This window comes from Nocardia asteroides (assembly GCA_019930625.1).
Taxonomy (GTDB): Bacteria; Actinomycetota; Actinomycetes; order Mycobacteriales; family Mycobacteriaceae; genus Nocardia; species Nocardia sputi.
Genome location: CP082844.1, coordinates 6,314,137 through 6,340,777, shown reverse-complemented (window position 1 = coordinate 6,340,777; position 26,641 = coordinate 6,314,137). Strand labels below are relative to the sequence as shown.

General features: G+C 66.0%; 18 protein-coding genes and 3 rRNA genes. 11 read left to right on the top strand and 10 right to left on the bottom strand.

Translation table 11 applies throughout. The annotated features are described in order from the left end of the window. Positions 1 to 38: 38 nt before the first annotated feature. Positions 39 to 917: a family 43 glycosylhydrolase gene (locus tag K8O92_28665; GenBank protein ID UAK31683.1), complete on the bottom strand. Its 879-nt coding sequence runs from the start codon at positions 915 to 917 to the stop codon at positions 39 to 41. Between the two features lie 78 nt (positions 918 to 995). Continuing rightward, positions 996 to 3,290 (bottom strand): excinuclease ABC subunit UvrA, encoded by a 2,295-nt coding sequence (locus K8O92_28660; GenBank protein ID UAK31682.1) that lies wholly within the window; start codon positions 3,288 to 3,290, stop codon positions 996 to 998. Positions 3,291 to 3,344: 54 nt separating this feature from the next. On the opposite strand from K8O92_28660, the gene K8O92_28655 reads away from it, so the two are divergent. From K8O92_28655 to rrf, 4 genes are all read left to right on the top strand, one after another. Beyond that, positions 3,345 to 4,313 (top strand): WYL domain-containing protein, encoded by a 969-nt coding sequence (locus K8O92_28655; protein ID UAK31681.1) that lies wholly within the window; start codon positions 3,345 to 3,347, stop codon positions 4,311 to 4,313. Positions 4,314 to 4,995: 682 nt separating this feature from the next. Next, positions 4,996 to 6,514 (top strand): 16S ribosomal RNA (locus tag K8O92_28650). A 326-nt stretch (positions 6,515 to 6,840) separates the two neighbouring features. After that, positions 6,841 to 9,953, top strand: a 23S ribosomal RNA gene (locus tag K8O92_28645). Positions 9,954 to 10,091: 138 nt separating this feature from the next. Further along, a 5S ribosomal RNA gene (gene rrf / locus K8O92_28640) occupies positions 10,092 to 10,208 on the top strand. Together the 16S, 23S and 5S rRNA genes form the textbook arrangement of a ribosomal RNA operon. 65 nt (positions 10,209 to 10,273) lie before the next feature. On the opposite strand, the gene K8O92_28635 is transcribed toward rrf, so the two are convergent. Then, complete coding sequence (locus K8O92_28635) at positions 10,274 to 11,146, bottom strand: MarR family transcriptional regulator (protein UAK31680.1); 873 nt, start codon at positions 11,144 to 11,146, stop codon at positions 10,274 to 10,276. A gap of 93 nt (positions 11,147 to 11,239) precedes the next feature. Between K8O92_28635 and K8O92_28630 the strand changes: the two genes are divergently transcribed. Further along, positions 11,240 to 12,031 carry an SDR family oxidoreductase gene (locus tag K8O92_28630; protein ID UAK31679.1) on the top strand — a complete coding sequence of 264 codons (792 nt, stop codon included), beginning with the start codon at positions 11,240 to 11,242 and terminating at the stop codon, positions 12,029 to 12,031. Between the two features lies 1 nt (position 12,032). Next, positions 12,033 to 13,109, top strand: coding sequence for a diacylglycerol kinase (locus tag K8O92_28625; GenBank protein ID UAK31678.1), 1,077 nt, complete (start codon positions 12,033 to 12,035; stop codon positions 13,107 to 13,109). A 39-nt stretch (positions 13,110 to 13,148) separates the two neighbouring features. Here the strand turns inward: K8O92_28625 and K8O92_28620 are convergent, their stop codons facing one another. Next, the gene (locus K8O92_28620) at positions 13,149 to 14,201 is read right to left on the bottom strand and encodes an aminotransferase class V-fold PLP-dependent enzyme (GenBank protein UAK31677.1); all 1,053 of its coding nucleotides are present in this window, start codon (positions 14,199 to 14,201) and stop codon (positions 13,149 to 13,151) included. A gap of 76 nt (positions 14,202 to 14,277) precedes the next feature. Further along, on the bottom strand, positions 14,278 to 14,754 hold the full coding sequence (locus tag K8O92_28615; protein UAK31676.1) for a nuclear transport factor 2 family protein: 477 nt from the start codon (positions 14,752 to 14,754) through the stop codon (positions 14,278 to 14,280). A gap of 263 nt (positions 14,755 to 15,017) precedes the next feature. On the opposite strand from K8O92_28615, the gene K8O92_28610 reads away from it, so the two are divergent. The 3 genes from K8O92_28610 (at position 15,018) to K8O92_28600 (ending at position 17,378) form a co-directional block, all read left to right on the top strand. Further along, complete coding sequence (locus K8O92_28610; GenBank protein UAK31675.1) at positions 15,018 to 15,275, top strand: hypothetical protein; 258 nt, start codon at positions 15,018 to 15,020, stop codon at positions 15,273 to 15,275. A 170-nt stretch (positions 15,276 to 15,445) separates the two neighbouring features. Beyond that, positions 15,446 to 16,285, top strand: a complete 840-nt coding sequence (locus tag K8O92_28605; protein ID UAK31674.1) for an IclR family transcriptional regulator — start codon at positions 15,446 to 15,448, stop codon at positions 16,283 to 16,285. A gap of 253 nt (positions 16,286 to 16,538) precedes the next feature. Further along, positions 16,539 to 17,378, top strand: a complete 840-nt coding sequence (locus tag K8O92_28600; GenBank protein UAK31673.1) for a hypothetical protein — start codon at positions 16,539 to 16,541, stop codon at positions 17,376 to 17,378. Between the two features lie 3 nt (positions 17,379 to 17,381). Here the strand turns inward: K8O92_28600 and K8O92_28595 are convergent, their stop codons facing one another. Both K8O92_28595 and K8O92_28590 read right to left on the bottom strand, forming a co-directional pair. After that, positions 17,382 to 19,067: an FAD-binding dehydrogenase gene (locus K8O92_28595; GenBank protein ID UAK31672.1), complete on the bottom strand. Its 1,686-nt coding sequence runs from the start codon at positions 19,065 to 19,067 to the stop codon at positions 17,382 to 17,384. Then, positions 19,043 to 19,708: a TetR/AcrR family transcriptional regulator gene (locus K8O92_28590; GenBank protein UAK31671.1), complete on the bottom strand. Its 666-nt coding sequence runs from the start codon at positions 19,706 to 19,708 to the stop codon at positions 19,043 to 19,045. Before K8O92_28590 ends, K8O92_28595 begins: the two co-directional genes overlap by 25 nt. A gap of 226 nt (positions 19,709 to 19,934) precedes the next feature. Between K8O92_28590 and K8O92_28585 the strand changes: the two genes are divergently transcribed. Together K8O92_28585 and K8O92_28580 are read left to right on the top strand one after the other, a co-directional pair. Further along, a complete protein-coding gene (locus tag K8O92_28585) occupies positions 19,935 to 20,939 on the top strand; it encodes a zinc-binding alcohol dehydrogenase family protein (protein ID UAK35999.1) in 1,005 nt (334 codons plus the stop codon). Between the two features lie 157 nt (positions 20,940 to 21,096). After that, the gene (locus K8O92_28580; protein UAK31670.1) at positions 21,097 to 21,753 is read left to right on the top strand and encodes a cutinase family protein; all 657 of its coding nucleotides are present in this window, start codon (positions 21,097 to 21,099) and stop codon (positions 21,751 to 21,753) included. Positions 21,754 to 21,825: 72 nt separating this feature from the next. On the opposite strand, the gene K8O92_28575 is transcribed toward K8O92_28580, so the two are convergent. The 3 genes from K8O92_28575 to K8O92_28565 all read right to left on the bottom strand — a co-directional run bounded on the left by K8O92_28575 (position 21,826) and on the right by K8O92_28565 (position 26,603). Further along, positions 21,826 to 23,859 (bottom strand): SDR family oxidoreductase, encoded by a 2,034-nt coding sequence (locus K8O92_28575; protein ID UAK31669.1) that lies wholly within the window; start codon positions 23,857 to 23,859, stop codon positions 21,826 to 21,828. A 316-nt stretch (positions 23,860 to 24,175) separates the two neighbouring features. Then, entirely contained in the window at positions 24,176 to 25,867 is a 1,692-nt protein-coding gene (locus tag K8O92_28570) for a bifunctional metallophosphatase/5'-nucleotidase (protein UAK31668.1), read from the bottom strand. A gap of 79 nt (positions 25,868 to 25,946) precedes the next feature. Beyond that, positions 25,947 to 26,603, bottom strand: a complete 657-nt coding sequence (locus tag K8O92_28565) for a biliverdin-producing heme oxygenase (protein UAK31667.1) — start codon at positions 26,601 to 26,603, stop codon at positions 25,947 to 25,949. Positions 26,604 to 26,641 lie beyond the last annotated feature (38 nt).

The window sequence follows — 26,641 nt, the reverse complement described above, 5'->3', positions numbered from 1 at the left end:
CGAAATCGAGCCCGGCTCGGCGCTTCGGACCGCTTCGCTTATCTCGGAACCGTTTTGGCCACGCGTGAGTGCGGGAAGGTGAGCGGCGCCAGATGCACGCCGCCCTGGCCCCAGCCCGCGCTGGTGATCCACCAGCGGCCGTCGTCGTGGACCGCTTCGGCGGCGTGCGCCGGAATGTGACCGACCTTGTCCCCGATGCGGAACCGGAATGGACTGTCACTGCGGAACACGTCGGTGCCGACGTAATGCGGACGCGGACCGATGAACAGATACCACCATCCGTCGTGCCGCAGGACGTAAGGAGATTCGGTATTGCCCGCTTCCGTGCCTTTGGTCGGGTCCGTGTAAGCGACATGCCGCTCGCCCCAGTGCACGAGGTCGGTGCTGGTTCGATAGGCGACGACGTGATGACCACCGGCCGGGGCGCTGGTCGCGCAGTAGTACATCACCCATTGGTCGCCGACACGTGCCACCATCGGGTCACGAGCGTCGTATCCGTCGCGGAACAGCGGACCCGCCGGCGACCTGGTCCAGCGGAACAGGTCCGGCGAGGTCGCCGAGTTCATCGCGGCGCGGGTGCGGTCCGCGCCGCCCGCCGCGTAGAACATGTGGTACTGCCCGTGGACGCCGATCACATAGGGCGCCCAGAGATGCGTTTCGCCGTAGTCCCGATTCACCCGCAGCGCGGCGTCGTGCTTGGTCCACGGCCCGAGCAGCCGGTCGGCGCTGGCATGGGCGAACTCGACCTCGTCGAACGGATCCGCGGGCTCCGGGTGGGTGATTCCGAACAGATGCCACCGCCCGGCGTCGTCGCGAACCATCGTGTGGTCGTTGATGTACCAGGCTTCCGGCTCGCCGACGCTCGGATCGTAGATCCGCGCGAATGCCCCCGCTCGAACCACCTGCCGCGTCGTCATAGGTTCATGATGCCGCCGCGGCGGTCGTCGCGTGCCGTCCTGAGCTCTCGGGTCCGCGTCCTCGGCATGCGGAAATGCTCAGGCGGCGACGCTGCGCCGCAGGTACTCCGCGGTGAGGGACCGATCGTCCCGCAGCAAGGCCGCCGGCGTCCCGGCGAAAACTATGTCGCCGCCGTGCTTTCCGCCGTCGGGTCCGAGATCGATCACCCAGTCGGCGCGCGCGACCACGTCCAGGTCGTGTTCGATGACGATCACCGTGTTGCCCGCGTCGACCAGCCGGTCCAGCAGCGCCACCAGGGTGTCGACGTCGGCCATGTGCAGCCCGGTGGTGGGCTCGTCCAGCACGTAGACGCCGGCTCCGTCGCGACGCTGGAGATGGTCGGCCAGCTTGACGCGCTGGCGCTCCCCGCCGGACAGCGACGTGAGCGAGCGGCCGAGGGCGAGGTAGCCGAGCCCGACGTCGAGCAGTGCCCGCAACGGCGTGCGAATCCTCCGGTCGCCCTCCTCGGCCCAGAAGTCCAGCGCCTGTTCGGCGGGCATCTCCAGCACGTCGGCGATGGACGCGCCGCGAATCTCGTAGGCCAGCGCCTCCGGCCGGAATCTGCGTCCGTGGCAGGACCGGCAAACCGTGGTGACCGGATCCATGTAGGCCAGGTCGGTGAAGATCACCCCGGCGCCATCGCATTCGCCGCAGGCGCCATCCGAGTTGAAACTGAACAGGCCTGGCCGGACCCCGTGCTGCTTGGCGAAAAGCTGACGCAGCGGATCCATGATGCCGAGATATGTGGCGGGGCTCGAGCGGCGGGAGGCGGCGATTGCGGACTGGTCGACCACGATGACCTGCGGATGTGCCGCGACGAACGCGCCGGACACCAGTGTGCTCTTCCCGGAGCCCGCCACTCCGGTCACCGCCGTGAGCACGCCCGTCGGAAAGCGCGCGGTGAGATTCTTCAGGTTGTAGGTGTCGGCGCCGGTGACGGTGAGCCATCCGTCCGGCTCGCGGACGTCTTCCTTGACCCGCCGCGCCCGGCGCAGTCGTTCCCCGGTCGGCGTCCGTGCGGCCCGCAGTTGATCGACCGTCCCCTGGAAGACGACCTGTCCGCCGCGTCCTCCAGCGCCCGGCCCCATGTCGACTACATGGTCGGCGACGGCGATGACGTCGGGGGAGTGCTCGACGACCAGGACGGTGTTGCCCTTGTCGCGCAGCTGGATCAGCAGGTTGTTCAGCCGGCCCACGTCTCGGGGATGCATGCCGACACTCGGCTCGTCGAAGATGTAGGTCATGCCGGTGAGGCTGGAGCCCAGATGCCGGACGACTTTCAGGCGCTGCGCCTCCCCGCCGGACAGGGTCGCGGTTTCCCGATCGAGCGACAGATAGCCGAGCCCGACCTCATGGATCCGGCGCAACCGGGCGACGGTGGCCCGCGCGATCGGTGCGGCGACCGGATCGTCCAGGCCTTCGAGCACCTCGATGAGTTCGGTGATCTCCAGCCTGCCGTAGTCGGCGATGCCGAGCCCATCGATGCGGCTCGCCAGCGCGGCGGCGTTGAGCCGGGCGCCACCGCACTCCGGGCAGACCTCCTCGGTGACCACCGCTCGGGCGGCCGCGCGATTCTTGTCCGAAAGCGCGGTGAGATCACGCTTGACATAGAGACGGTCGAACCGCTCCAGCAGGCCTTCGTAGGCGTTGTTACCCGCCGAGCCGTTCCGATTCTTGCGCGGCACCCGGAAGCCTCTGCCGTGGAGGAACAATTCCCATTCTTCCGGGGTGAACTCCCGCAGTGGCTTGTCCGCGTCGAAGAGTCCCGACTCGGCATAGAGCTGCCACTGAAACGTTCCCACCGCGAAGGGCCCGAAGGTGATGGCGCCCTCGTTGAGCGACTTGCCCGTATCGATGAGCTTGTCCAGATCCGGGCGCACCACCTGGCCCAGCCCGCCACACGCAGGACACATACCCAGCGGGTCGTTGAACGAATAGCGGGTGGCCTCGCCGGCGCTCGGCACGCTGTGCCGGGAGAACAGCACACGGATGATCGACTGGATGTCGGTCATGGTCCCCACCGTGGAACGGGAATTGCCGCCGATCGGCTTCTGGTCGACAACCACGGCGGGGGCCAGGTTGTCGATAGCGTCCGCCTCCGGCCGCTCGTATTTCGGCAGCCGGTTGCGGATGAACCAGGTGAACGTCTCGTTGAGCTGTCGCTGCGATTCGACCGCGACGGTGCCGAAGACGATCGACGACTTACCCGAACCGGAGACGCCGGTGAAGACCACGATCTTGCCCTTGGGGATCGTCAGCGAGACGTCGCGCAGGTTGTTCTCGCGGGCCCCGACGATCTTGATGGTGTCTCGATGAGCATGCACGAAGGCCACGCTAGGAGCCGATGAGGTCGGTTTCTGTCCTTATTCGCGGCCATACTAGAGCGCGTGACCCAGACCGCCGCGCGACTGCTCCAGCTGCTGTCGCTGCTGCAGACCCGCCGGGAATGGAGCGGCCCGGAATTGGCGGCGCGTCTCGGGGTCACGGTGCGGACGGTGCGCCGGGACGTGGAGCGCCTGCGTGAGCTGGAATATCCGGTGGTCGCGAGCCTCGGCGCGATCGGTGGATACCGGCTGGAGGCGGGCGCGGCGCTGCCGCCTCTGCTGCTCGACGACGAGGAGGCGGTCGCGATCACCCTCGGACTGCGCGGCGCGGCACAAGGCGCGGTCGTCGGTATCGAGGAATCGGCCGCCCGCGCCCTGGTGAAACTGCAGCAAGTGCTGCCGTCGCGGTTGCGCCGCCGGGTCGACGCCATAGACACCACCACCGTGTCGCTCGGCGGACCCGCCGCCGGTCCGAGGATCGATCCGGAAGTTCTCGTCGCCTTGGCCGCCGCCGCACGCGACAACGAAAGAATCCGCTTCCGCTACCGGGACAAGGCCGACGCGGAGACCAGCCGCCTCGCCGAACCCCACAGCCTCGTTTCCGCGGGCCGTCGCTGGTATCTGGTGGCCTGGGATGTCGGTCGCGGTGACTGGCGCACTTTCCGCGTGGACCGCTTGACCGCGCCGCAGCCCACCGGAATACGCTGCGCACCCCGAGCGCTGCCCGCCGAGGACGCGGCGAGTTTCGTGACCAGCCAGTTGGCCCGGACCAGGCCGGTCCGAGAAGTGATCCTGCGGGTCCACGCCCGCGCCGACACTCTCGTCGAAGCGTTCCGGGTTCGCGCGGAGGAGATCGAACCGGTGGACGCGCGGACCTGTCTTCTGCGCACCTCGGCGGATTCCTTGGAGTGGACCGCCCTCCGCATCGCCCACCTGGACCTGGAGTTCGAGGTCGTCGAACCCACCGAAATGAAAGCTCTGCTCGGTGATCTCGGCGCGAAATTACTCCGTGCGGCCAGGAATACGGGCTGACCACCCAAGCCGATATTCGCCAGACCCCCGTCGGAAGCGGCGCTACGGTGCGGCGCATGACGTCATCGCTGGATCGCCCGACACGCCCGCCTGGTGGGCAACGGGAGAACTCGATTCATGGAGTGGTCGCGCAGCCCGGTGAGCTTCCGAAGTCGATCTCGGGTGGCTTGAATCACATTTGTGTCATTCGGTGTCGAACCGGGGTGAGTGCACGCCTCTGACCTGCGAAATCGTGCGTTGCGCAGGCGATTTGACGAAGCGTTCGACGCCGCGTAACTTATTCCAGGTCAGAGCGACACGGACACCGACCCGGAGCCGAGAAGCGAAGCGGAGACGCTGAGCGGATGGACCGGGAAACGAGGTAGGACGAGGAGCGCCTGGCGATCGCACTGGCTCGATCGGGAGCCCGATTTTGATCGGGTTAACAAATGAGCTAAGCTGGAAAAGTTGCTTCACCGATCAATCGGTTCACACCGGGTGATGGTGTGTGCGTGTGTTCTTTGAGAACTCAATAGTGTGTCGATGAATGTCAGTGCCAAATATTTTTGGTTCCGGCTCTTACACTCCCCGTGTGGAGGGTCGGGCATTTTTTGTCAGCTTTTTGCTGGCGATTGTTTTGCTAGGTTTTCGGACTCTAGTTTTTGATCTGATTGCACCCTTTCGGGGGTGTGGTTGTGAGTCTTCAACGGAGAGTTTGATCCTGGCTCAGGACGAACGCTGGCGGCGTGCTTAACACATGCAAGTCGAGCGGTAAGGCCCTTCGGGGTACACGAGCGGCGAACGGGTGAGTAACACGTGGGTGATCTGCCTCGCACTTCGGGATAAGCCTGGGAAACTGGGTCTAATACCGGATATGACTTCTGGTCGCATGGCTGGGGGTGGAAAGATTTATCGGTGCGAGATGGGCCCGCGGCCTATCAGCTTGTTGGTGGGGTAATGGCCTACCAAGGCGACGACGGGTAGCCGGCCTGAGAGGGCGACCGGCCACACTGGGACTGAGACACGGCCCAGACTCCTACGGGAGGCAGCAGTGGGGAATATTGCACAATGGGCGAAAGCCTGATGCAGCGACGCCGCGTGAGGGATGACGGCCTTCGGGTTGTAAACCTCTTTCGACAGGGACGAAGCGTAAGTGACGGTACCTGTAGAAGAAGCACCGGCCAACTACGTGCCAGCAGCCGCGGTAATACGTAGGGTGCGAGCGTTGTCCGGAATTACTGGGCGTAAAGAGCTTGTAGGCGGTTTGTCGCGTCGTCTGTGAAAACTCACAGCTCAACTGTGAGCTTGCAGGCGATACGGGCAGACTTGAGTACTGCAGGGGAGACTGGAATTCCTGGTGTAGCGGTGAAATGCGCAGATATCAGGAGGAACACCGGTGGCGAAGGCGGGTCTCTGGGCAGTAACTGACGCTGAGAAGCGAAAGCGTGGGTAGCGAACAGGATTAGATACCCTGGTAGTCCACGCCGTAAACGGTGGGCGCTAGGTGTGGGTTTCCTTCCACGGGATCCGTGCCGTAGCTAACGCATTAAGCGCCCCGCCTGGGGAGTACGGCCGCAAGGCTAAAACTCAAAGGAATTGACGGGGGCCCGCACAAGCGGCGGAGCATGTGGATTAATTCGATGCAACGCGAAGAACCTTACCTGGGTTTGACATACACCGGAAACCTGCAGAGATGTAGGCCCCCTTGTGGTCGGTGTACAGGTGGTGCATGGCTGTCGTCAGCTCGTGTCGTGAGATGTTGGGTTAAGTCCCGCAACGAGCGCAACCCTTGTCCTGTGTTGCCAGCGGATTATGCCGGGGACTCGCAGGAGACTGCCGGGGTCAACTCGGAGGAAGGTGGGGACGACGTCAAGTCATCATGCCCCTTATGTCCAGGGCTTCACACATGCTACAATGGCCGGTACAGAGGGCTGCGATACCGTGAGGTGGAGCGAATCCCTTAAAGCCGGTCTCAGTTCGGATCGGGGTCTGCAACTCGACCCCGTGAAGTTGGAGTCGCTAGTAATCGCAGATCAGCAACGCTGCGGTGAATACGTTCCCGGGCCTTGTACACACCGCCCGTCACGTCATGAAAGTCGGTAACACCCGAAGCCGGTGGCCTAACCCCTTGTGGGAGGGAGCCGTCGAAGGTGGGATCGGCGATTGGGACGAAGTCGTAACAAGGTAGCCGTACCGGAAGGTGCGGCTGGATCACCTCCTTTCTAAGGAGCATCTCCAGTGAGTGTCCCGTGGAGTCGGGATCGCTTCTGGCAGAGCCGCTTATGTCCCCGAATGTGGGACTGCGGAGCTCATGGGTGGAACGCTGACATGGGCCGATCGTTCTCGGAGTCTTTGTGATGATGAGGGTCGGATGTAGTCGACACACTGTTGGGTCCTGAAAGAACAGACGTTCTTTCCAGGCAAAAAATACGATCCGTTCGGATCTCCGGTTCATACCGCGGGGCTTTGTTGCTTCGGCTGGTGTCGGGTTCGGGTTCGAGTGGGTGTGTTGTTTGAGAACTGCACAGTGGACGCGAGCATCTTTGTTTTGTAAGTGTTGAAGAGCGTTCGGTGGATGCCTTGGCACCAGGAGCCGATGAAGGACGTAGGAGGCTGCGATAAGCCTCGGGGAGCTGTCAACCGAGCTGAGATCCGAGGATTTCCGAATGGGGAAACCCGGCACGAGTGATGTCGTGTCACCTGCCGCTGAATATATAGGCGGTGTGGAGGGAACGTGGGGAAGTGAAACATCTCAGTACCCACAGGAAGAGAAAACAATTGTGATTCCGTGAGTAGTGGCGAGCGAAAGCGGATGAGGCTAAACCGTTCAGATGTGATACCCGGCAGGGGTTGTCTGGACGGGGTAGTGGGGCCCATTTTCCTATCACTGCCGTGGTGGGCAACAGTCAGAAAAGTGCGTGTTAGTCGAAGTGGTCTGGAACGGCCTGTCGTAGAGGGTGAGAGTCCCGTAGGCGAAAATGCGTGCTCTGTTGTAGTGGGTGCCCGAGTAGCAGCGGGCCCGTGAAATCTGCTGTGAATCTGCCGGGACCACCCGGTAAGCCTGAATACTCCCTGGTGACCGATAGCGGACTAGTACCGTGAGGGAAAGGTGAAAAGTACCCCGGGAGGGGAGTGAAATAGTACCTGAAACCGGACGCTTACAATCCGTCAGAGCCTTCCCTTCGGGGTGGGGTGATGGCGTGCCTTTTGAAGAATGAGCCTGCGAGTCATCGGTGTGTGGCGAGGTTAACCCGTGTGGGGTAGCCGTAGCGAAAGCGAGTCCGAATAGGGCGGTTGAGTCGCACATCATGGACCCGAAGCGGAGTGATCTACCCATGGCCAGGGTGAAGCGACGGTAAGACGTCGTGGAGGCCCGAACCCACTTAGGTTGAAAACTGAGGGGATGAGCTGTGGGTAGGGGTGAAAGGCCAATCAAACTCCGTGATAGCTGGTTCTCCCCGAAATGCATTTAGGTGCAGCGTCACGTGTTTCACGCCGGAGGTAGAGCTACTGGATGGCCTAGGGGGCCTACAAGCTTACCGAAGTCAGCCAAACTCCGAATGCCGGTGTGTGAGAGCGTGGCAGTGAGACTGCGGGGGATAAGCTTCGTAGTCGAGAGGGAAACAGCCCAGATCGCCGGCTAAGGCCCCTAAGCGTGTACTAAGTGGAAAAGGATGTGGGGTCGCGAAGACAACCAGGAGGTTGGCTTAGAAGCAGCCACCCTTGAAAGAGTGCGTAATAGCTCACTGGTCAAGTGATCCTGCGCCGACAATGTAGCGGGGCTCAAGTACACCGCCGAAGCCGCGGCATTCCAGTATTATCTTGCTTTCGAGCCAGGAGCTGGGATGGGTAGGGGAGCGTCGTGCAGCCGTGGAAGCAGCAGTGTGAACTAGTTGTGGAGGCTGTGCGAGTGAGAATGCAGGCATGAGTAGCGAAAGACGAGTGAGAAACTCGTCCGCCGAATGACCAAGGGTTCCTGGGCCAGGTTAATCCGCCCAGGGTGAGTCGGGACCTAAGGCGAGGCCGACAGGCGTAGTCGATGGACAACGGGTTGATATTCCCGTACCCGTGTATCCGCGCCCAATGGCGAGTCATCTGTGCTAATCGTCCTGAACTGGATGGACTTCCTTCGGGAAGCCGGAAGGGGATGCACGAGACCCTGGGTGTAGTAGTCAAGCGATGGGGTGACGCAGGAAGGTAGCTGGGCCAGGTGATGGAGTACCTGGTGTAAGCCTGTAGGGCGAGTGGTAGGCAAATCCGCCATTCATGTGCCTGAGAGGTGATGCGTAGCCGATTGAGGCGAATTCAGTGATCCTATGCTGCCGAGAAAAGCCTCTAGTGAGTTGGTACACGGCCCGTACCCCAAACCGACACAGGTGGTCAGGTAGAGAATACCGAGGCGATCGAGAGAACTGTGGTTAAGGAACTCGGCAAAATGCCCCCGTAACTTCGGGAGAAGGGGGACCACGTCTGGTGACGAGATTTGCTCTCCGAGCTGGGTGTGGTCGCAGAGACCAGAGAGAAGCGACTGTTTACTAAAAACACAGGTCCGTGCGAAGTCGTAAGACGATGTATACGGACTGACGCCTGCCCGGTGCCGGAAGGTTAAGAGGACCGGTTAGCGTTTTCGGACGCGAAGCTGAGAATTTAAGCCCCGGTAAACGGCGGTGGTAACTATAACCATCCTAAGGTAGCGAAATTCCTTGTCGGGTAAGTTCCGACCTGCACGAATGGCGTAACGACTTCTCTGCTGTCTCAACCACAGACTCGGCGAAATTGCATTACGAGTAAAGATGCTCGTTACGCGCGGCAGGACGAAAAGACCCCGGGACCTTCACTATAGCTTGGTATTGGTGTTCGGTACGGTTTGTGTAGGATAGGTGGGAGACTGTGAAGCGGGCACGCCAGTGTTCGTGGAGTCGTCGTTGAAATACCACTCTGGTCGTATTGGACTTCTAACCTCGGACCCTGATCGGGTTCAGGGACAGTGCCTGGTGGGTAGTTTAACTGGGGCGGTTGCCTCCCAAAATGTAACGGAGGCGCCCAAAGGTTCCCTCAGCCTGGTTGGCAATCAGGTGTCGAGTGCAAGTGCACAAGGGAGCTTGACTGTGAGACTGACGGGTCGAGCAGGGACGAAAGTCGGGACTAGTGATCCGGCACCGGCATGTGGAAGCGGTGTCGCTCAACGGATAAAAGGTACCCCGGGGATAACAGGCTGATCTTCCCCAAGAGTCCATATCGACGGGATGGTTTGGCACCTCGATGTCGGCTCGTCGCATCCTGGGGCTGGAGTAGGTCCCAAGGGTTGGGCTGTTCGCCCATTAAAGCGGCACGCGAGCTGGGTTTAGAACGTCGTGAGACAGTTCGGTCTCTATCCGCCGCGCGCGTCAGAAACTTGAGGAAGGCTGTCCCTAGTACGAGAGGACCGGGACGGACGAACCTCTGGTGTGCCAGTTGTCCTGCCAAGGGCACTGCTGGTTGGCTACGTTCGGAAGGGATAACCGCTGAAAGCATCTAAGCGGGAAGCCTGTTCCAAGATGAGGTTTCTCACCACCTTCGAGTGGTTAAGGCCCCCTATAGACCATGGGGTTGATAGGCCGGAACTGGAAGCACGGTAACGTGTGGAGGTGACCGGTACTAATCGGCCGAGGACTTACTGACAAAGGTTGCTACGCGTCCACTGTGCGGTATCTGAAACAACACACAGATACCCCGGCTTTTTCCCATGAACCCCCCTTCTTTACCGGGGTGGGGTTGGTGGGTGGGAGCGCGCGGGGTGTGTGGATAGTTTCATAGAGTTACGGCGGCCATAGCGGTAGGGAAACGCCCGGTCCCATTCCGAACCCGGAAGCTAAGCCTGCCAGCGCCGATGGTACTGCACTCGACAGGGTGTGGGAGAGTAGGACACCGCCGGAACATCCTTCACGAAAGGCCCTCAACACTGTTGAGGGCCTTTCGTCGTTTATCCCGGAATTACTTTCTTACCGATCGACGGCGAGTGCGTTCGTCAATTCATTCGCCGCGCTGCGTGTCGCATCAATGAAATGCTCGCGTTCGGCTTGCGTTGTCGCGGCGCGCAACGGTCCCAGCTGCACTTCGTAGGCCGCGGTGCCGCGAGCGTCGAAAACCGGCGCCGCCAGATAACTCAGCGGCAATATCTCCTCCGAATCCAGCTCTGCCCGGGTGAAGGGCCGTGACGTGAGCGCGGCGAGCTGCCGAAGCGCGCGAGTGCGCAAATGAGGTTGCAGCAGTTCGGATCCCACCGCGCCGAGCAGATCGGCGAGCAGATCGACCATCCCCGCGTCGTCGGCGCGTGGCCGGAAGACGGCCACCCCACGATCGCGTACCAGCGTCAGTAGCGCACCGGCGGTCCGTTGATCGTCATCGGTGGCGGTGCGCAGCCAGGCGTTCTGCTCGCTCGCAGGCCGCCACGGCATCACGCTGGCACCGGCCGGGAACTGGAGCGGAATGCGCTGGCCCACCGGGATTCCGGGAACGACACGGTCGACGCCGTGCCGCACGTCGAGCACCGTCAGCCGGTCTGGTTCGATGCGGCTGAACGTGGCGCCGTACCCGGTCCGGGCGGCGAGGCCGGCGAGGAGATCGCCGACGCCGTGCGGGAGGGCGGCACCGTGCAACCCGGCCAGGGCTGGCCCGATTACGTAGCCGCGAGCCTGGTCGCGAGCCACCCAACCGGCCGCGTCCAGTTCGGCCAGGATCGCGGTCGCGGTCGCGCGGGCGATGCCGAGACGCTCGGCGATGCCCGCGACGCTGATCGGCTCCCCGGAAGTCGCCAGCAGCGACACGATGTCGACGACGCGACGCGTCGGTGGCGAGGCGGACCGGTCCGGCATCGGCACAACCTCTTGTTCTCTATCGAGCGAGCGACTTACTATGACGAATATTAGATCATTGTCCTGTCGAATATTCGACAGTAGGGAGTGCGCATGATCCTGGATTGGTTCCGAATCGACGATCAGGTCGCCATAGTGACGGGTGCGGGCCGCGGTCTGGGCGCGGCGATTGCGGTCGCGTTCGCGGAGGCGGGCGCGGACGTCGTCATCGCCGCACGCACGGAGAGCCAGCTCGAGGAGGTCGCCGAGCGGATCGCCACTGCCGGGCGACAGGCCCATGTGGTGCCTGCGGACCTGAGCGACGCCGATGCCACGGCGGCCCTCGCCGCGTCGGCGGTCGAACGCTTCGGGCGGCTGGACATCGTGGTCAACAACGTGGGCGGGGCACTGCCGTGCCCGCTGCTGGACACCACGCCGCAGGCGCTGGCGCAGGCCTTCGACTTCAACGTCGTCAATGCGCACGCACTGGTCAGGGCCGCCGTGCCGCGCATGCTCGAAACCGCGGGAGGCGGTTCCATTCTGAACATCACCTCCACGATGGGGCGGCTGCCGGGGCGTGCGTTCGCGGCATACGGCACCGCCAAGGCCGCTCTCGCCCACTACACCAAGCTCGCCGCCCTGGACCTGAACCCCCGTATCCGGGTGAATGCCATCGCACCCGGCTCGATCCTGACCTCCGCGCTGGAGATCGTCGCGAGCAATGACGCCATGCGCACCGAATTGGAGGCCAAGACGCCCCTGCACCGCATCGGTGAACCCGAAGACATCGCCGCGGCCGCGCTCTATCTGGTATCGCCCGCAGGGAAGTACCTCACCGGCAAGATCCTCGAGCCCGACGGCGGCTTGATCGTCCCGAACCTCGACCTCCCGATCCCGGATCTGTGACATGACATATCGCGTAGTGCAGTGGGGCACCGGCAATGTGGGCAGACATGCCCTGGCCGGCGTCATCGCCCATCCCGAACTGGAATTGACCGGCGTGTGGGTCTCCGGGCCCGCCAAAGACGGAGCCGACGCGGGCCTGCTCGCGGGACTCGACCGTGCGGTCGGGGTCACCGCGACGACCGACGCCGAGTCATTGCTCGCGTCGCGTCCGGACTGCGTCGTCTACTGCTCCATGACCGACAACCGGCTGGTGGAGGCCGTGCAGGACCTCCAGCGCATCCTGGCCGCCGGAATCAACGTCGTCGCGTGCGCGCCGGTGTTCTTCCAGTACCCCTACGGCGTGCTGCCCGACGAGCTGCTTCAGCCGGTGCGGGAGGCCGCCGCGCAAGGGAACTCGTCGCTGTGGGTGAACGGCATCGATCCCGGCTTCGCCAACGATCTGCTGCCGCTCGCGCTCGCGGGGACCTGCCTGCGTGTCGACCAGGTGCGCTGCCTCGAGATCGTCGATTACGCCAGCTACGACAATCGTGCGGTGATGGTCGACATCATGGGCTTCGGCAAGCCCGTCGACGAGATTCCCATGCTGTTGCAACCCGGGGTGCTGTCGCTGGCCTGGGGCGGCACGGTCCGTCAACTCGCGGCCGGGATCGGGGTCACCCTCGACGCAGTCACCGAGACCTACGAACGGATTCCGGCTCCTGAGTCGTTCGACATCGCGACGGGACACATCGCCGAGGGAACCGCGGCCGCGTTGCGATTCGAGGTTCGTGGCATGGTCGGTGACGTGCCCGTCACCGTGCTCGAGCACGTGACCCGGCTGCGGCCGGATCTGTGCCCCGACTGGCCGCAGCCCGCGCACCCCGAGGGCTCCTACCGCGTGGAGATCACCGGCGAGCCCAGCTACGCGATGGACCTGGTGACCTCGAGCGGCAACGGCGATCACAACCACGCGACCCTGCTGGCGACCGGCATGCGCATCGTCAACGCCGTCCCCGCGGTGGTCGCCGCCCCCGCAGGCATCCTCACCGCGCTCGATCTCCCGCTGATCACCGCGCCGGCACAGCGCTCTGGTCACTGACCGAACGCCGGGGGTCGCGCTGCCCCGCTGCGCGCCGGACTATCCGGCCCGCAGCGCGGACAGCGCGCGTTCGACGTCGTCGTCGCTGTTGTAGAGGTGGAAGGCGAACCGCAGACCGCCCCCACGCGCCGAGACGATCACATCGGCCTGTTCGAGCCGGGCCGCCATGTTTCCCGCGCCGGGGACGGAAACGATCGGGGAACGTTCCGTGACGGGCTTGAAACCCAGCTGTCGCAGCCCCGCGCGGAACCGGTCGGCGAGTTCGACGTTGTGCGCGCCGATCTTGTCGACGGTGAGTTCCTCGATCAGGGACAGCCCGGCCGCCGCCGCCACGACGCCGAGCCAATCGGGTGTCGTGTCGAACCGCCGCGCCGTCGCGGGCAGTGCGGTCGGATGGTAGAGCTCGGCCCAGCGGTCCTCGGCGGCGTACCAGCTGGACCCGATCGGACGCAGCTGCGGGACGAGTTCGGGCGTCGTGGCCAGGAACGCGACGCTGCGCGCGCCGATCAGCCATTTGAAGCTGGCGCAGACCCAGTAGTCCGCGTCGGCGAAGCGCAAGGGCAACCAGCCGGCGGCCTGGGTGGCGTCCACGAGCAGGCGCGCGCCGGCGGCCCGGGTGGCAGCGCGCAGCTCGGCCAGATCGGTGACGCGGCCGTCTGCGGACTGCACCACGCTCACGGCCACCAGCGCGGTCTCCGGCCGCACCTGTGCGGCCAGCTCCGCCAAGGGGACGAAGCGCACGACGAGATCACCCCGATAGACGAAAGGCATGGAAACCGAAGCGAATTCGCCTTCCGGCAGCAGCACCTCCGCACCCGCGGGCAGCGCGGCGGCCACGGGGGCGATGAGGCCCGCGACACCACTGCCGAGCGCTATGTCGTCGGCCGTCGCGCCGTCGAGCAGCCGGGCGAAACCCGCGCGCAGGCCGGGGACCAGTTGATCCAGCGAGGCTGTCGGCCCACCCCGGCCGGTCGCCCAGATCGCGCTCGCGTCGCGCACCGCGGTCAGGGCGCGGGTGGACGGCAGGCCATAGGAGGCGGTGTTCAGGTAGGTGGTTTCGGGGGCGAACTCGCCAGGCGCTAGGGAGGGCATATCCGCAGCATCCGCCGGGCGCGGGTGGACCGTCCAGCGCCACCGGGCGAATAGTGGACCGATTTACGCCCGGCGGTCAGGGCTTCGGCGCCCACATGTTGGACAGCAGCTGGAAGCTGGGCGTGTCCGCCAGCGACTGCATGGATTCGTAGATTCTCCGGTAACCGGTGGAGGCGATGCGCCACTCGCCGTCGGCGTCGCGGCGGTAGGTGTCGGTGTAGTAGCCGGCCCCTCGGATCAGCACTCCGTACTCGGTGGCGATCACGGTGTCCTCGAATGCCCAGGATCCCGTGGCCGTTTCGCCGTCGACGCCGATCTCCGGATGGTTGGCGATGTGGACCGTGACGACCGAGGGACCGAGGTTCTCCCGCATGAACGCGGTGATGGCGTCGCGGCCGTCGAGGTGCAGCGGCTCACCCATGGCATGGGTGCCGTAGCGTCCTTTCGCGTCGACGGCGAGGGTGTCGGCGAACTCGTCCCACTCTTTGAGGTCGAGGGTCCGGAAGTAGCGGTACTTCAGTCGGCGGACGGCTTCGATGGCGTCGAGATCCATCTGTAGAGCCTGGCACGCGCGGGCCATTCGGACAAGAACGTGTTCTACTTCGCCGGTGTGGGAGCGGCGCACCGGTAGGCTACGGCCGGCTGTGAGAACGACCGCCGGTGTCGGCGTGGAGGCTCGATTCAGGCCTCGTCTGCGGAACCGGATGGCGGATGGGGTGTCGAACCGGCACGACCGGGTACCCGCGTGACGGGCGCAATCGTGCTGCTACGACGGCGTCCCAGGCACCGATCTCGTCACGACCAGGGGAATTCGCGATGACCGACCGTCCAGCCACCCACCACTCGAACCACGAAAGCCTTCTCGACCAGGAAATCGCCTTGAAAGCGGCCGCACAGCGCTTGGAGGACGAATTCGACGGCGTCAGCGAAGCCGCGATCGAGGATCATCTGTACTCGTCGTACGACCGTTTCGCCGACCACGCCACCGTCACGAACTACTTGCCGCTGCTGGCCGAACGGTACACCCGTGAGTGGCTGTTCAGCCTCGCGGATGCCGCACACGGGCCCGCGTAGCGGTTGCACCGGCGCGGCCACGTGTGCACAGGTGATCGGCGCGGGAGGCGCTCGTCCGCGCCGCGCCGCGCCGCGCCCGGTCGGCGCCGCCGCGCCGAAAGGATGCTCGAATCACCCATGTCTGGTGGTAATACTCCTAAGCTCTACGCGAACACGCGTGGAGGTTGGCAATGACGGTCGAGGTGATGACCGATCCCGAACCCGGGGAGTTATGGCCCGGTTCCGGGCAGGCAGCACGGCCGGGCCGGCCACCGGTGTCGATGATCGAGCGGATGACGCTGATACTGGAGGCATTCGACGCCGCGACGCCGACGCTCACTCTTGTCGAACTCGCCGAACGCACCGGGCTGCCACGGTCCACCGTGCACCGCATCCTCGACCAGTTGATCCGGCTGCGCTGGCTCGCGCACGCGCCCGGCGGCTACCGGCTCGGCCTGCGCACGCTGGAGTTGGGCGGCCTCGCCGCCGACCACAACGAGATCCGGGACGCGGTGAGTCCGCTGCTGCACGATCTGTGCCAGCAGACCGGCATGGTCGGCCACGTCGGCGTCCTGGACGGGCGCGACGTGCTGTATCTCGACAAGGTCGGCGGCCGGTTCGCCGCGACCGTGCCCACACGGTTGGGCGGCCGGATGCCCGCGCACAGCACGGCTCTCGGCAAATCGCTGCTGGCCACGTTGGAGCCGAGCATCGTGGAGGCATCCTTCCGGGATCGCCTGCCGCAGCTGACCGCGCGCACGCTCGCCGACCGCGCCGAACTGCATCGCGAACTCGGCCGCATCCGTAACCGGCGGGGTGTCGCGGTCGACAACGAGGAGACCGTGTCCGGCATCACGTGCGTGGCGGTGCCGATCCGTGGTCGCGGCGCGGCGGTGGCCGCGGTGTCGCTGTCGATCCGGATCGGCGCCGACCGAGCGGTGCCGGATACCGCGCGATTGGCCCGCGCGCTGGTCGACGTGGCCCACGAGGCGGGGCAAGACCTCTTTCCCCGGCACGCGCGCCGACGCTAGCGGCACCGCGCAGGCCCGGCGTCGTTCGCCGAAAGCGCCGGATCATTTCCGATCGGCCGGCGCCGCTGCGCCCGCGACAGCTGCAATAGCCGGGTTGTTGCTGAACTGGGAATCTTTCACAGTGAAGAATTTTCGTTCGCCAGGTGCACGAGCGGTCGGGCTGCTTTCCTGGTGCAGTCAGGATGAACAGTTCGCGAGCAGGTGAGCCGGAGTCGGGGAAGCGATGCACCGGGTACCCATTCAAGAGCGGCCATTGCGTTCCGAATGGCTGTGGTTTGCGGCAGGCGTGCTGGCCACCGTCGCGGTGGTCGTCTGGCTGGTGCGGCCGTCGGCGCCGACCTGCGTTGCCGAGAACTCGCCGAACGAGGCGTCCGCGCCTTCGCGTTTTCCGGTGTCCGCCGTGACTTTCGCCCCGATCGGCCCGGACGTGGCCGTCGAGGCGCGCTACTATGTGTTCGGCGAGCAGGTGTCGTGTTCCTTCCGCGAGCTGCCGCCGGACGGCTACTATGCCGGGCTCTCCACCTCCGACTACGGGCGCGCCGATCTCTGCGGGGCGTATCTGGACATCCAGAGTCCATACGGGTCGGTCCGGGCACTGGTGGTCGATCGCTGCGCGGCATGCGCCGCGGGACAACTGGATTTGAGCGCGGCGGCGTTCGAGCAGATCGCCGATCCCGCCGCTGGCGTGACGCAAGTCCGCTACCGGCTGGTTCGCGACCCGCAGCCTGCTGGGGAACTGACCTACGAGGTGAGACCGGACTCGACCAGGACCTGGTTCGGCATCCTGTTCGGCGGCACCGGAAACCCCTTGCGCGAGGCGGCCGTTCGCCCGGCGGCGGGCGGACCGTGGCGACCGCTCACCCGCCGGGCCGACAACTACTGGACGATTTCCGGAGCGGGGCTCGGCCCGTTCACGGCTCGGGTGACCGACGTCTTCGGCAACGAGGCCGAGATCCCCGGTGTCACGGGGGAACCGGGGCGCTACTCGGCGGGTGCCCGGCTCTACGCCGGCGCGCCGTCGTTCGCGTCGTCGGCACCATCCCTGGCCACCTCGACGGGACCTGCCAGGGTCGCCTCCCGCTGCGGGGCGTAGCGCTCAGGCGAGTTTCGTGGCCAGCGCACGACCCGCGGCCCGGCCGGAGAAGATGCACCCGCCGAGGAAGGTGCCCTCCAGCGCGTTGTACCCGTGCACGCCGCCGCCGCCGAAACCGGCGACCTCGCCCGCGGCGTACAGACCCGGGAACGGCGTACCGTCCGGCCTGATCACCTGGGAATTCAGGTCGGTCTGCAAGCCGCCCAGCGTTTTCCGGGTGAGGATGTTGAGCCGAACGGCGATCAGCGGACCCGCGGCCGGGTCGAGGATGCGGTGGGGTTTGGCGACCCGGCCGGCCTTGTCGCCGATGTACCGGCGTGCGTTGGCCATCGCCATCAGCTGGCTGTCCTTGCTGTACTTGTTCGCCACTTCCCGGTCGCGCGCCACGATCTGGCGTTCCAGGTCGTCGTAGTCCAGCTCAGGACCGCGAGCGATCTTGTTCATGCCCGCGACAAGTTCCCGCAGCGTATCCGCAACGACGAAATCGACACCGTGCTGTTTGAAGGCTTCCACCGGGCCAGGGGCGCCCTTGGCCACGCGGCTTTTCAGAGTGAGTTTGAGATCCTTGCCGGTGATATCCGGGTTCTGCTCGGAGCCCGACAGCGCGAACTCCTTCTCGATGATCGACTGGGTGAGCACGAACCACGAATAGTCGTAGCCGGTCTTCAAGATCTCCTTCATCGTCGTGTTGGTGTCGAATCCGGGGAAGCACGGCGCGGGCAGACGCTTCCCGTTCGCGTCGAACCACAGCGAGGACGGTCCGGGGATGATGCGGATGGCGTGGTCGGGCCAGATCGGGTCCCAGTTGACGATGCCCTCGGTGTAGTGCCACATGCGGTCCCGGTTGACGATGGCGCCGCCCGCGGTCTCGGTGATACCGAGCATCCGGCCGTCGACGTGTGCGGGCACGCCGGAGATCATGGTCTGCGGGCAGGGGCCGAGCCGCTCGGTGGGCCAGTTGCGCCGGATCAGTTCGTGATTGTGGCCGATTCCGCCGGAGGCCACGATGACGGCCTCGGCGCGGAATTCGAACTCACCGACTCCGGTCCGGGACGAAGCGCGGCCGCGATCCAGATCGGTGTCCTCGAGCACCGTGCCGCGCACGCCGACGACGGCGCCGTCCTCCACGACCAATTCGTCCACCTGATGGCGGAAGCTGAAACGAACCAAGCCACGCCGCTCGCCCTCGAGCACCGGCTCGGCGAAGACCCGGACGACCTCGGGGCCGGTGCCCCAGGTGAGGTGGAAGCGCGGCACCGAGTTGCCGTGTCCGTCGGCGCGGTCGCCGCCGCGTTCGGCCCAGCCGACCAGCGGCGTCACGCGCAGGCCGAGTTCGCGGAGGTACTCCCGCTTCTCGGTGGCCGCGAACCGCACGTACGCCTGCGCCCACTGGCGGGCCCACTTGTCCTCGTCGTCGCGGTCGAACCCGGCCGAGCCGAGCCAGTCCTGCAAGGCGAGATCGTAGGAGTCCTTGATGCCGAGGCGCCGCTGTTCGGGGCTGTCGACGAAGAACAGCCCGCCGAGCGACCAGAACGCCTGGCCGCCGAGGTTGTTGCGGTTCTCCTGGTCGAGTATGTGCACTGTGCGGCCCGCCTTGACCAATTCGTGCGCGGCGACCAGGCCGGCCAGCCCGGCGCCGACGACGAGGACGTCCGCCTCCGGCGTCACTTCGGGACTGCTGTGAGACATGTCGATCCTTCGGTTGCGGTGCTGTAGGCCAGCACGACGTGGTGGAAGAGTTCGGTGCGGCGCTCGCGCACGACGTGGCTGTCCGGCTCCATCAGCACCTGCACGCTGGTGCCGTCATGGACGGCGATGAGTGCTTGGCCGAACGCCTCCGGATCCGGCACGGTGCGGCCGCCGCGCGCGAGCGCGGCGACGATCGTGGGCATGAGCGCGGCGACGATGGCCTCCTCGCGGGCGGCCATCACCCTGCGCAGCGCGGGAGTGCGCAGGGCGTGCGCGGTGAATTCGGCGGTGATCCGGTACCAGCTCTCGTCCACCGGGACAGCTCGTTCCAGGCGCTCGACCGCGGTGCGCACGTCGTCGGTGCCCTCGGCCGCGATCTCGTCGAGGATGGCGCTCGCCTCGGTGAGCATCGCCGTCGAGCGCTGCTCCCACATGGCCAGGAACAGTTCGTCCAGTGAGCTGAAATTCGAGTAGAACGCCCCACGGGTGAATCCGGCGCGCTCGCACACCCGCTCCACGGTGGCGCGCCCGAAGCCCTCCTCGGCGAACGCCTCGTACGCGGCGACGAGCAGCCGGTTCCTGGTTTCGGCGCGGCGGCGGGTGACCCGGGCGGGCGCGGCCTGCGCGGCATCGGACGTCATCGGGCACCTCCTCGGTTCGGCCTCGACCCGGCATCGAATACAGGAATGTACTCGATACAGAAACGTATCAGGTGTCGTCGTCCGGTGTGGCGGGTTTCGCCGAGTAGGGTGATTCCGGCGTATTCCGCCAGGTCGGGATGGGTGATCCGGGTCGATCCGAGCGATGCGAGGTGAGGCGAGGTGAGGTGAGGCGATGATGAGCGAGTTCCACGGCGGTAACACCTTCATGCGTAGCTGGCGGGTGCGCAGGCCCGGCCCGATCGAAACCGGCCCGCTGGACGCGGAGCGCACGCCTGTCCCGGTACCCGGACCCGGCGATCTGATGGTGCGTGTGCTGGCCTGCGGTGTGTGCCGGACCGACTTGCATGTGGCCGAAGGCGATCTTCCGGTGCGCCGCACCGGGGTGGTGCCGGGGCACGAGGTGGTCGGCGAGGTCGTCGTGGTCGGGCGAGACGCGCAGGGAAAGGGCTTCGCGGTGGGGGATCGGGTGGGAATCGCCTGGCTGCGGCACACCTGCGGGGAATGCAAGTTCTGCCTGCGCGGGGCGGAGAACCTCTGTCCGCATTCCGCTTACACGGGCTGGGACGCCGACGGCGGTTATGCCGAATTAGCTTGTGTGCCATGGGATTACGCGCTGAGACTGCCCTCCGGATACTCCGATGCGGACACCGCCCCACTGCTGTGCGCGGGCATCATCGGGTACCGCGCACTGCTGCGGGCCGCCGTGCCGCCGGGCGGGCGGCTGGGCATCTACGGCTTCGGCGGCAGCGCCCACATCGCCGCTCAGGTAGCCGCCGCCCGAGGAGCGGAGGTGCACGTGATGACACGCGATCCCGCTGCCCGGGAGCTCGCGACCGCGCTGGGGGCCGCGTCGGTGCGGGGCGCGGCGGAACCGCCTCCGGTGCTGCTGGATTCGGCGATCCTGTTCGCGCCGGTCGGCGAGTTGGCGCCGGCCGCGCTGGCGGCACTGGATCGCGGCGGGATCCTGGCCATCGCCGGTATCCATCTCACCGACATTCCCGCGCTGAACTATCAGCGGCATCTGTTCCAAGAGCGCGAAATTCGCTCCGTCACCGCGAATACCCGCGCTGACGCCCGCGAATTCCTGGCTTTCGCCGGCGAACACCGGATACATCTGACCACGCACGGGTACTCCCTGGACAGGGCCGATCGAGCGTTGACCGATCTCGCGCACGGACGATTCACGGGCGCAGCGGTTCTCGTGCCGTAGGAATCCGTAGAACACGATTCGGCGCTGACTCCGTATCGGTCGGGTGGAGTTCCTTGACGGCCCCTTCCGCCGTTCTTACCTTCGCGGATATAGCCGAGTAATTGTCACTGACAAGTGTCGATCGGCTGTCTCACAACGGCGTGAGTAGGTGAGTACGATGGCCAACCGGAAGGTAATTCACTTCGAGAAGTGGCGTGTAGTAAGGGCATTCGCTGTGCTACTGCTCGTCGCGGGATTCGGGGCCGCGACGGGATTGCACGCATGGGCGACGTCGTGCGCGTCGGTCGACGTCGTCGTCGCGAGAGGCACCCACGAACCCGGATATCTGGGTTCGGTGGTGGGCGACCCGTTCTATGACGCACTGTGGCAGGCACTTCCAGCCGATTCGCAGGCTTACCGGGTGGACTATCCCGCCGACCTGCTCGACCCGTCCTCGATCAGCCGCGGCACCCAGGACATGACCGCCCACATCATGTGGCAAGCGGCGAGGTGCCCGGGGCAGCGGTTCGTGCTGGTCGGCTTCTCGCAAGGCGCGGTCGTGACGCACGGGGTGCTCGGCACCGGCGTGGTGACCGCGCTCGGTGGCATCCATTCGCTGCCCGCGCAGCTGCAATCCCGGGTGGCCGCGGTGCTGCTGTTCGGCGATCCCATCCGGCTGATCGGCTGGAATGTGCCGCAGCACTACGCCTGGCGGACCGGAAACTACTGCGCGAGCGGTGATCCGGTGTGCGAGGGCGGGATCCGTCCGGCTGCGCACACCGACTACCGGTGGGCTATGTGGCCGGCCGTCGAGTTCGCGGTGGACCGGGTGTGACGTCGCGGAACCGGGAATCCGCGCGGTGGGGCCGTCCGAGGGCGGCCCCACCGTCGGTCGTGGGTCGCGCAGCTACCACTGCAAGCCGGGGACCACGCGGGCCAGGCGCGCCGCGGGTGCGGGCAACGCCATGAGCGGCATGACCACCGGGGCGAGAGCGGACAGCGGGCCACGGCTGGGCGCCGGGGCGGCAGCGGTCGGCGAATCGGCGCCGGAACGGCGGTCCGAGTCGCCCTGAGCGGCGCTGGATTCCCCGAACATGCGGAAGCCCTGGTGCATGATCTGGCGCTTCACCGACGGCATCAGCAACTCGACCGCCTGGGCGAAGGTGCCGACCGGGGTGTCGATGCGGTGCGGCCGGTCCTCCAGCGCACGGACCACGATCGCGGCGGCCTGTTCCGGATCCGGCACCGGCAGCGACCGGTACAGATCGGTCGGCGCGATCATCGGGGTCCGCACCAGCGGCATCCGCACCGAGGTGAACGTGACACCGGCATCCCGGTTCTCGACCGCCGCGATCTCACTGAAGTTGTCCAGCGCCGACTTGCTCGCCACGTACGCGGCGAACCGGGGCACCTTGGTCTGCACCGCGATCGAGGAGATGTTGACCACGTGCCCGAACCGGCGTGCCCGCATGGACGGCAGCAGTCCGAGGATGAGCCGCACGGCGCCGAAGTAGTTCACCGCCATGGTGCGCTCGAAATCGTGCATCCGGTCGGTGGAGTTGAGCACGGAGCGGCGGATCGAGCGGCCCGCGTTGTTCACCAGGTAGTCGACGTGACCGTGGTCGTCGAGGACACACTGCACGAGTTTCTCGACGGCTTCGGAGTCGGTGATGTCACACGGATAGGTATGCGCGACACCGCCTTCGGCGCGCACGGCGTCGGCGGCGGCCGCCAGGTCGTCGTGACCGCGGGCGACCATCACGACCGTGGCTCCGCGCCGCGCGACGGCGTGCGCGGTGGCCAGCCCGATACCGGAGGACGCGCCCGTGATCAGCACGATCCGCCCGGCGAGCGGGTCACCGGTGATGGACACGCGTCCACGCTGCGGGTCGAGGTGGTCGCGCCAGTACTGCCACAGCCGCTCGGCGTAGCTGTCGAACGGCGGCACGGTCAGACCGGAGCTGCGCAGCTGGGCGCGAGTGGAGTCGCTGATGAACTCCGCGGAGAACGAGGTGTGCGGAGCGACTTCGGCGGGGATGCCCACCTGCTCGAGCAGGAAATCGCGCACGGAAGCGATACCCGGGATCTGCGCGAGGCCGCTGAGCGCCAGTCCGCTGCCGGGAACCGTGCCCACGCCGGTCGGTGCCCCCGCCGCGGCGGCGAGCGCGCCGTACACCTCACCGAACGGCTGCGGCTCCGGGTTGACCAGGTGGAAGGTGCGTCCGTCCAGGCCGGGGCGGCGGATCAGTTCCACCATCGCGGCCGAGACATAGTCGACCGGCACGATATTCGTCGCACCGAGGTCGGGCAGCGGCAACGGCAGATCGGACGGTAGCGCGCTCAGCTTCGCGATCGCGCTGAAGAAGTAGTACGGGCCGTCGATCTTGTCCATCTCACCGGTGCGGGAATCGCCGACGATGATCGCGGGCCGGTAGACCCGCCAGCGCACGCCGCGCGATTCGCGCACGAGCTTCTCGGCGGCGAACTTGGTGCGGTGATATGGCGAGGTCAGTTGCTGGCCGAGGTCGAAATCCTCCTCGAAGAACTTGCCTTTGTGGTCGCCCGCGACCGCCACGGAGGAGACGTGATGCAGCACCGCGCCCAGCTCGCGGGCCAAGGCCAGCACCGAGCGCGTGCCGGTGACGTTGGCCGCGTGCGCGGTGTCCTCGTCGGCGGTCATGTCGTAGACGGCGCCCAGATGTATGACATGGTCGGCCCGCGGCGCCTCGCACGCCAGTCCCAGCCCGTCGGCGGTGAGATCGCCGATCAGCGCGAAGACTCGTTCGGCGCCGCGCCAGCCCGCCGCGATGTCGGTGAATTTCGCCAGGGACGTCTCACGCACCAGCACGTGGACGATCGCCTCGGCGTCGCGATCCAGAAGGTCTTGAACGACCCGCCGCCCCAAGAATCCGGTTCCGCCCGTCACGATGTAAGTGGCCATCGCACTCTCCTGCTGTTCACTCGAACCATGTTGTCGCACAAGTCATCCGGCATGCGGCAATGAATGCGGACAGCGTTGATCCGGCCCCCAGCGACAGACGTCGGGCCGAAAGTAGGAACACCTTCGTCCTGACTTATTACTGAACAGTAATCGACCGTGCGCGGCACCGGCAAGCGATCATGACCCGTTCGGCTTGTGGGACTGATCACCTGTCGGTGCAGGTCAAACGGTATGTGTTACAGGAATTTCCAGTTACCGACATTCTGGTCGAGTGTCCAGCAATCTGGCAGCGTCCGGTACGGCTACTTCCATCCGGCTATTTCTTCTCCACGCGGGCGGGCGGTGTACGCAGCGGCGGCTTGCCGCGCAGGAACGTCTCGAAGGCGTCCAGATCGGTCGGACCCACCGTGGTTTCGGTGCCCTCGGTGAAGACGGTGAACCCGTCTCCTCCGGAAGCGAGGAAGCTGTTGGTCGTGATGCGATAGGTGGCGACCGGGTTCAGCGTCGCGCCGGCGATCCGGACACTGTCCGGGACCACCTTCGCGCCCTTGGGTGCGATGTCGGAGTACGCGTAGGTGATGCCGGCGGGAGACAGCACCGTCGGATTGCCGGAGTCGTCCCACTGTTGTTCCAGCAAACGCAGGATCTGACTGCCGGTCAGGGTGAGCGTGACGACCTGGTTGCCGAACGGCTGGACGGTGAAGATGTCGCCGTAGGTGATCGGTCCTTGCTTCAGATCGGCGCGGACACCGCCGGGATTCATGAAGGCGGCCACGGCGGCGGCGGGCCCCGCGGTGGCCGACAGCATCGAATCCGCGATCACGTCGCCCAGCGGCGAGGTGCCCGCCGGGCGCGGGTTGTGCGGGAGAGCATCCGCGGTCGCGCCCACGACGCGGCCCGCGCGGGGCCGTGCTTGCTCGGCGTAGAAATCGATCAGCGCGGTCGTGGGGCCATCGAGCGTCACCTCGCGGGTCACGACTCGGTTGACCGCCGACGCCTGCACGCCGTCGCCGCCGAAACGCAGCGTGACATCGGTGATGAGCCGGCCGTACGAGGCCGCCTGGGTGATCACCGTGCCGCCGACGGTGCATACGTAGGGCTGGTGGCTGTGGGCGGTGAACACCGCGCGGACGGCGGGGTCGATCCGCTCGGCCAGCCCGGTCACGTTCGGGGTGACGTTCGCGCATCCGTTGTAGTCCAGGGGTGCGTCGCTCTCGGGCCGCTGCGCGCCTCCGTCGTGCACCAGCGCCACGATCGCCTCGGCGCCCGCCGCTTTCATCTCCGGCACATGACGGTTGATCGCGGCGGCTTGGTCACCGAAGTGGTAGCCCCGGATCCCCTCGGGCAGGACGATCTGGGCCGTGTCCGGCGTCACCGTCCCGATGACGCCGATCTTGTGCCCGCCCACTTCGAGCAACGTCCACGGCCGCAGCGCGGGCGGAAGGTCGCCGTGGGCGTCCGCGACGTTCGCGGCCAGATAGGGGAACCGCGCGCCCGTGAACGGCGCGCCGGGAGAGCATCCGTCCACCGCGCAGCCGCCCCGCTGCAAGCGCGCCAATTCCAGTACCCCATCGTCGAATTCGTGATTGCCGACCGCCGACGCCGCCACAGCGACGTTGTTCAGGAAGGTGATCGTCGGCTCGTCGTGGAACAGCCCGGAGACCAAGGGGCTGGCCCCGATGTTGTCTCCGGCCGCCAGCACGGCGCTGGAGGGATACGCGGCCTTCAGCCGCGCCAGATGAGTGGCGAGATAGGCGGCGCCGCCCGCGTCGTGCCCCGCGATCTTTCCGGTGGACCCCCCCGGCGGCTGCAGATTCCCGTGCAGATCGTTGAATCCGAACAGGTGCACTTCGTCCGACTGTGCGGGACGCAAGTCGTTCGTCGAGATCAACGGCACTATCCGGGCCGCAGTCGACGAGCCGGGACCGGATGTCGTGCCACAACCCCCCACCAGACCGACGCCTACAAGACCGGCAAGGACCACGGCGATGCGACGGCGCGCTCTCATGCCATGACTGTCGCACGTCCGCGTCGTTCGCGCACGACGGCCGAAATGCCGCTCCGCCCAGCACGATGCGTTCGGCCGGCTACTGCGCGGCGGGGAATTCCTCGGCGAGCTCCTCGAAGAGCGCGGTGTTCATCGCGAAGGCACGCCGCCCCTCATCGAGCATGCGGCGGCGCTCCAGATCGTCGAGCGGCAGGCCATCGAGCAGACTGCGGTACTCCCGCTTGAACGCCGCGGGATTGCCGACGCCGTCGAAGACGTAGAAACGGACGCCGTCGCCGCGATGCGGCAGGTCCCACAACTTCTCCGCAGTGCCGCGGATGACCTGTCCGCCGGACAGATCGCCCAGGTACCGGGTGTAGTGGTGGGCGATGTACCCGGCGGGCCAATTGCGCGCGCACTCATCGATGCGTTCGGCGTAGGCCGCGGTCGCGGGCAGGGGTTCCAGGCCGGCACGCCAGTCGGAGCCCATGAGATGTGCGAGGTCGCGCTCCAGTTCCGCGGTGCGGGCGAGCTCGGGCCGGATGAACGGTCCGGCCACCGGGTCGTCGGCCAGCGTCGCCCACCGGCCCTCGAGCGCGCGATAGATGAACCAGAGCTGGCCGGTGTAGCGGTGATACGAATCGACGCCGAGCGATCCGCCGAGCATGTCGCTCATGAAGCGGGAGTTCTCCGCCTCCGCATGCTGTTGCGCGGTGGCGGTGCGGATCTGCGTCGAGAACGGCACTGCTTCCGACATATCCGAAACACCTCACCTCACACCGGGGCCGCCGCCGA

Coding starts and splice junctions, on each gene's coding strand:
- K8O92_28665 (UAK31683.1), bottom strand. CDS start 917: ATGACGACGCGGCAGGTGGTTCGAGCGGGGGCATTCGCGCGGATCTAC.
- K8O92_28635 (UAK31680.1), bottom strand. CDS start 11,146: ATGCCGGACCGGTCCGCCTCGCCACCGACGCGTCGCGTCGTCGACATC.
- K8O92_28630 (UAK31679.1), top strand. CDS start 11,240: ATGATCCTGGATTGGTTCCGAATCGACGATCAGGTCGCCATAGTGACG.
- K8O92_28625 (UAK31678.1), top strand. CDS start 12,033: ATGACATATCGCGTAGTGCAGTGGGGCACCGGCAATGTGGGCAGACAT.
- K8O92_28620 (UAK31677.1), bottom strand. CDS start 14,201: ATGCCCTCCCTAGCGCCTGGCGAGTTCGCCCCCGAAACCACCTACCTG.
- K8O92_28615 (UAK31676.1), bottom strand. CDS start 14,754: ATGGATCTCGACGCCATCGAAGCCGTCCGCCGACTGAAGTACCGCTAC.
- K8O92_28610 (UAK31675.1), top strand. CDS start 15,018: ATGACCGACCGTCCAGCCACCCACCACTCGAACCACGAAAGCCTTCTC.
- K8O92_28605 (UAK31674.1), top strand. CDS start 15,446: ATGACGGTCGAGGTGATGACCGATCCCGAACCCGGGGAGTTATGGCCC.
- K8O92_28595 (UAK31672.1), bottom strand. CDS start 19,067: ATGTCTCACAGCAGTCCCGAAGTGACGCCGGAGGCGGACGTCCTCGTC.
- K8O92_28590 (UAK31671.1), bottom strand. CDS start 19,708: ATGACGTCCGATGCCGCGCAGGCCGCGCCCGCCCGGGTCACCCGCCGC.
- K8O92_28585 (UAK35999.1), top strand. CDS start 19,935: ATGCGTAGCTGGCGGGTGCGCAGGCCCGGCCCGATCGAAACCGGCCCG.
- K8O92_28580 (UAK31670.1), top strand. CDS start 21,097: ATGGCCAACCGGAAGGTAATTCACTTCGAGAAGTGGCGTGTAGTAAGG.
- K8O92_28575 (UAK31669.1), bottom strand. CDS start 23,859: ATGGCCACTTACATCGTGACGGGCGGAACCGGATTCTTGGGGCGGCGG.
- K8O92_28570 (UAK31668.1), bottom strand. CDS start 25,867: ATGAGAGCGCGCCGTCGCATCGCCGTGGTCCTTGCCGGTCTTGTAGGC.
- K8O92_28565 (UAK31667.1), bottom strand. CDS start 26,603: ATGTCGGAAGCAGTGCCGTTCTCGACGCAGATCCGCACCGCCACCGCG.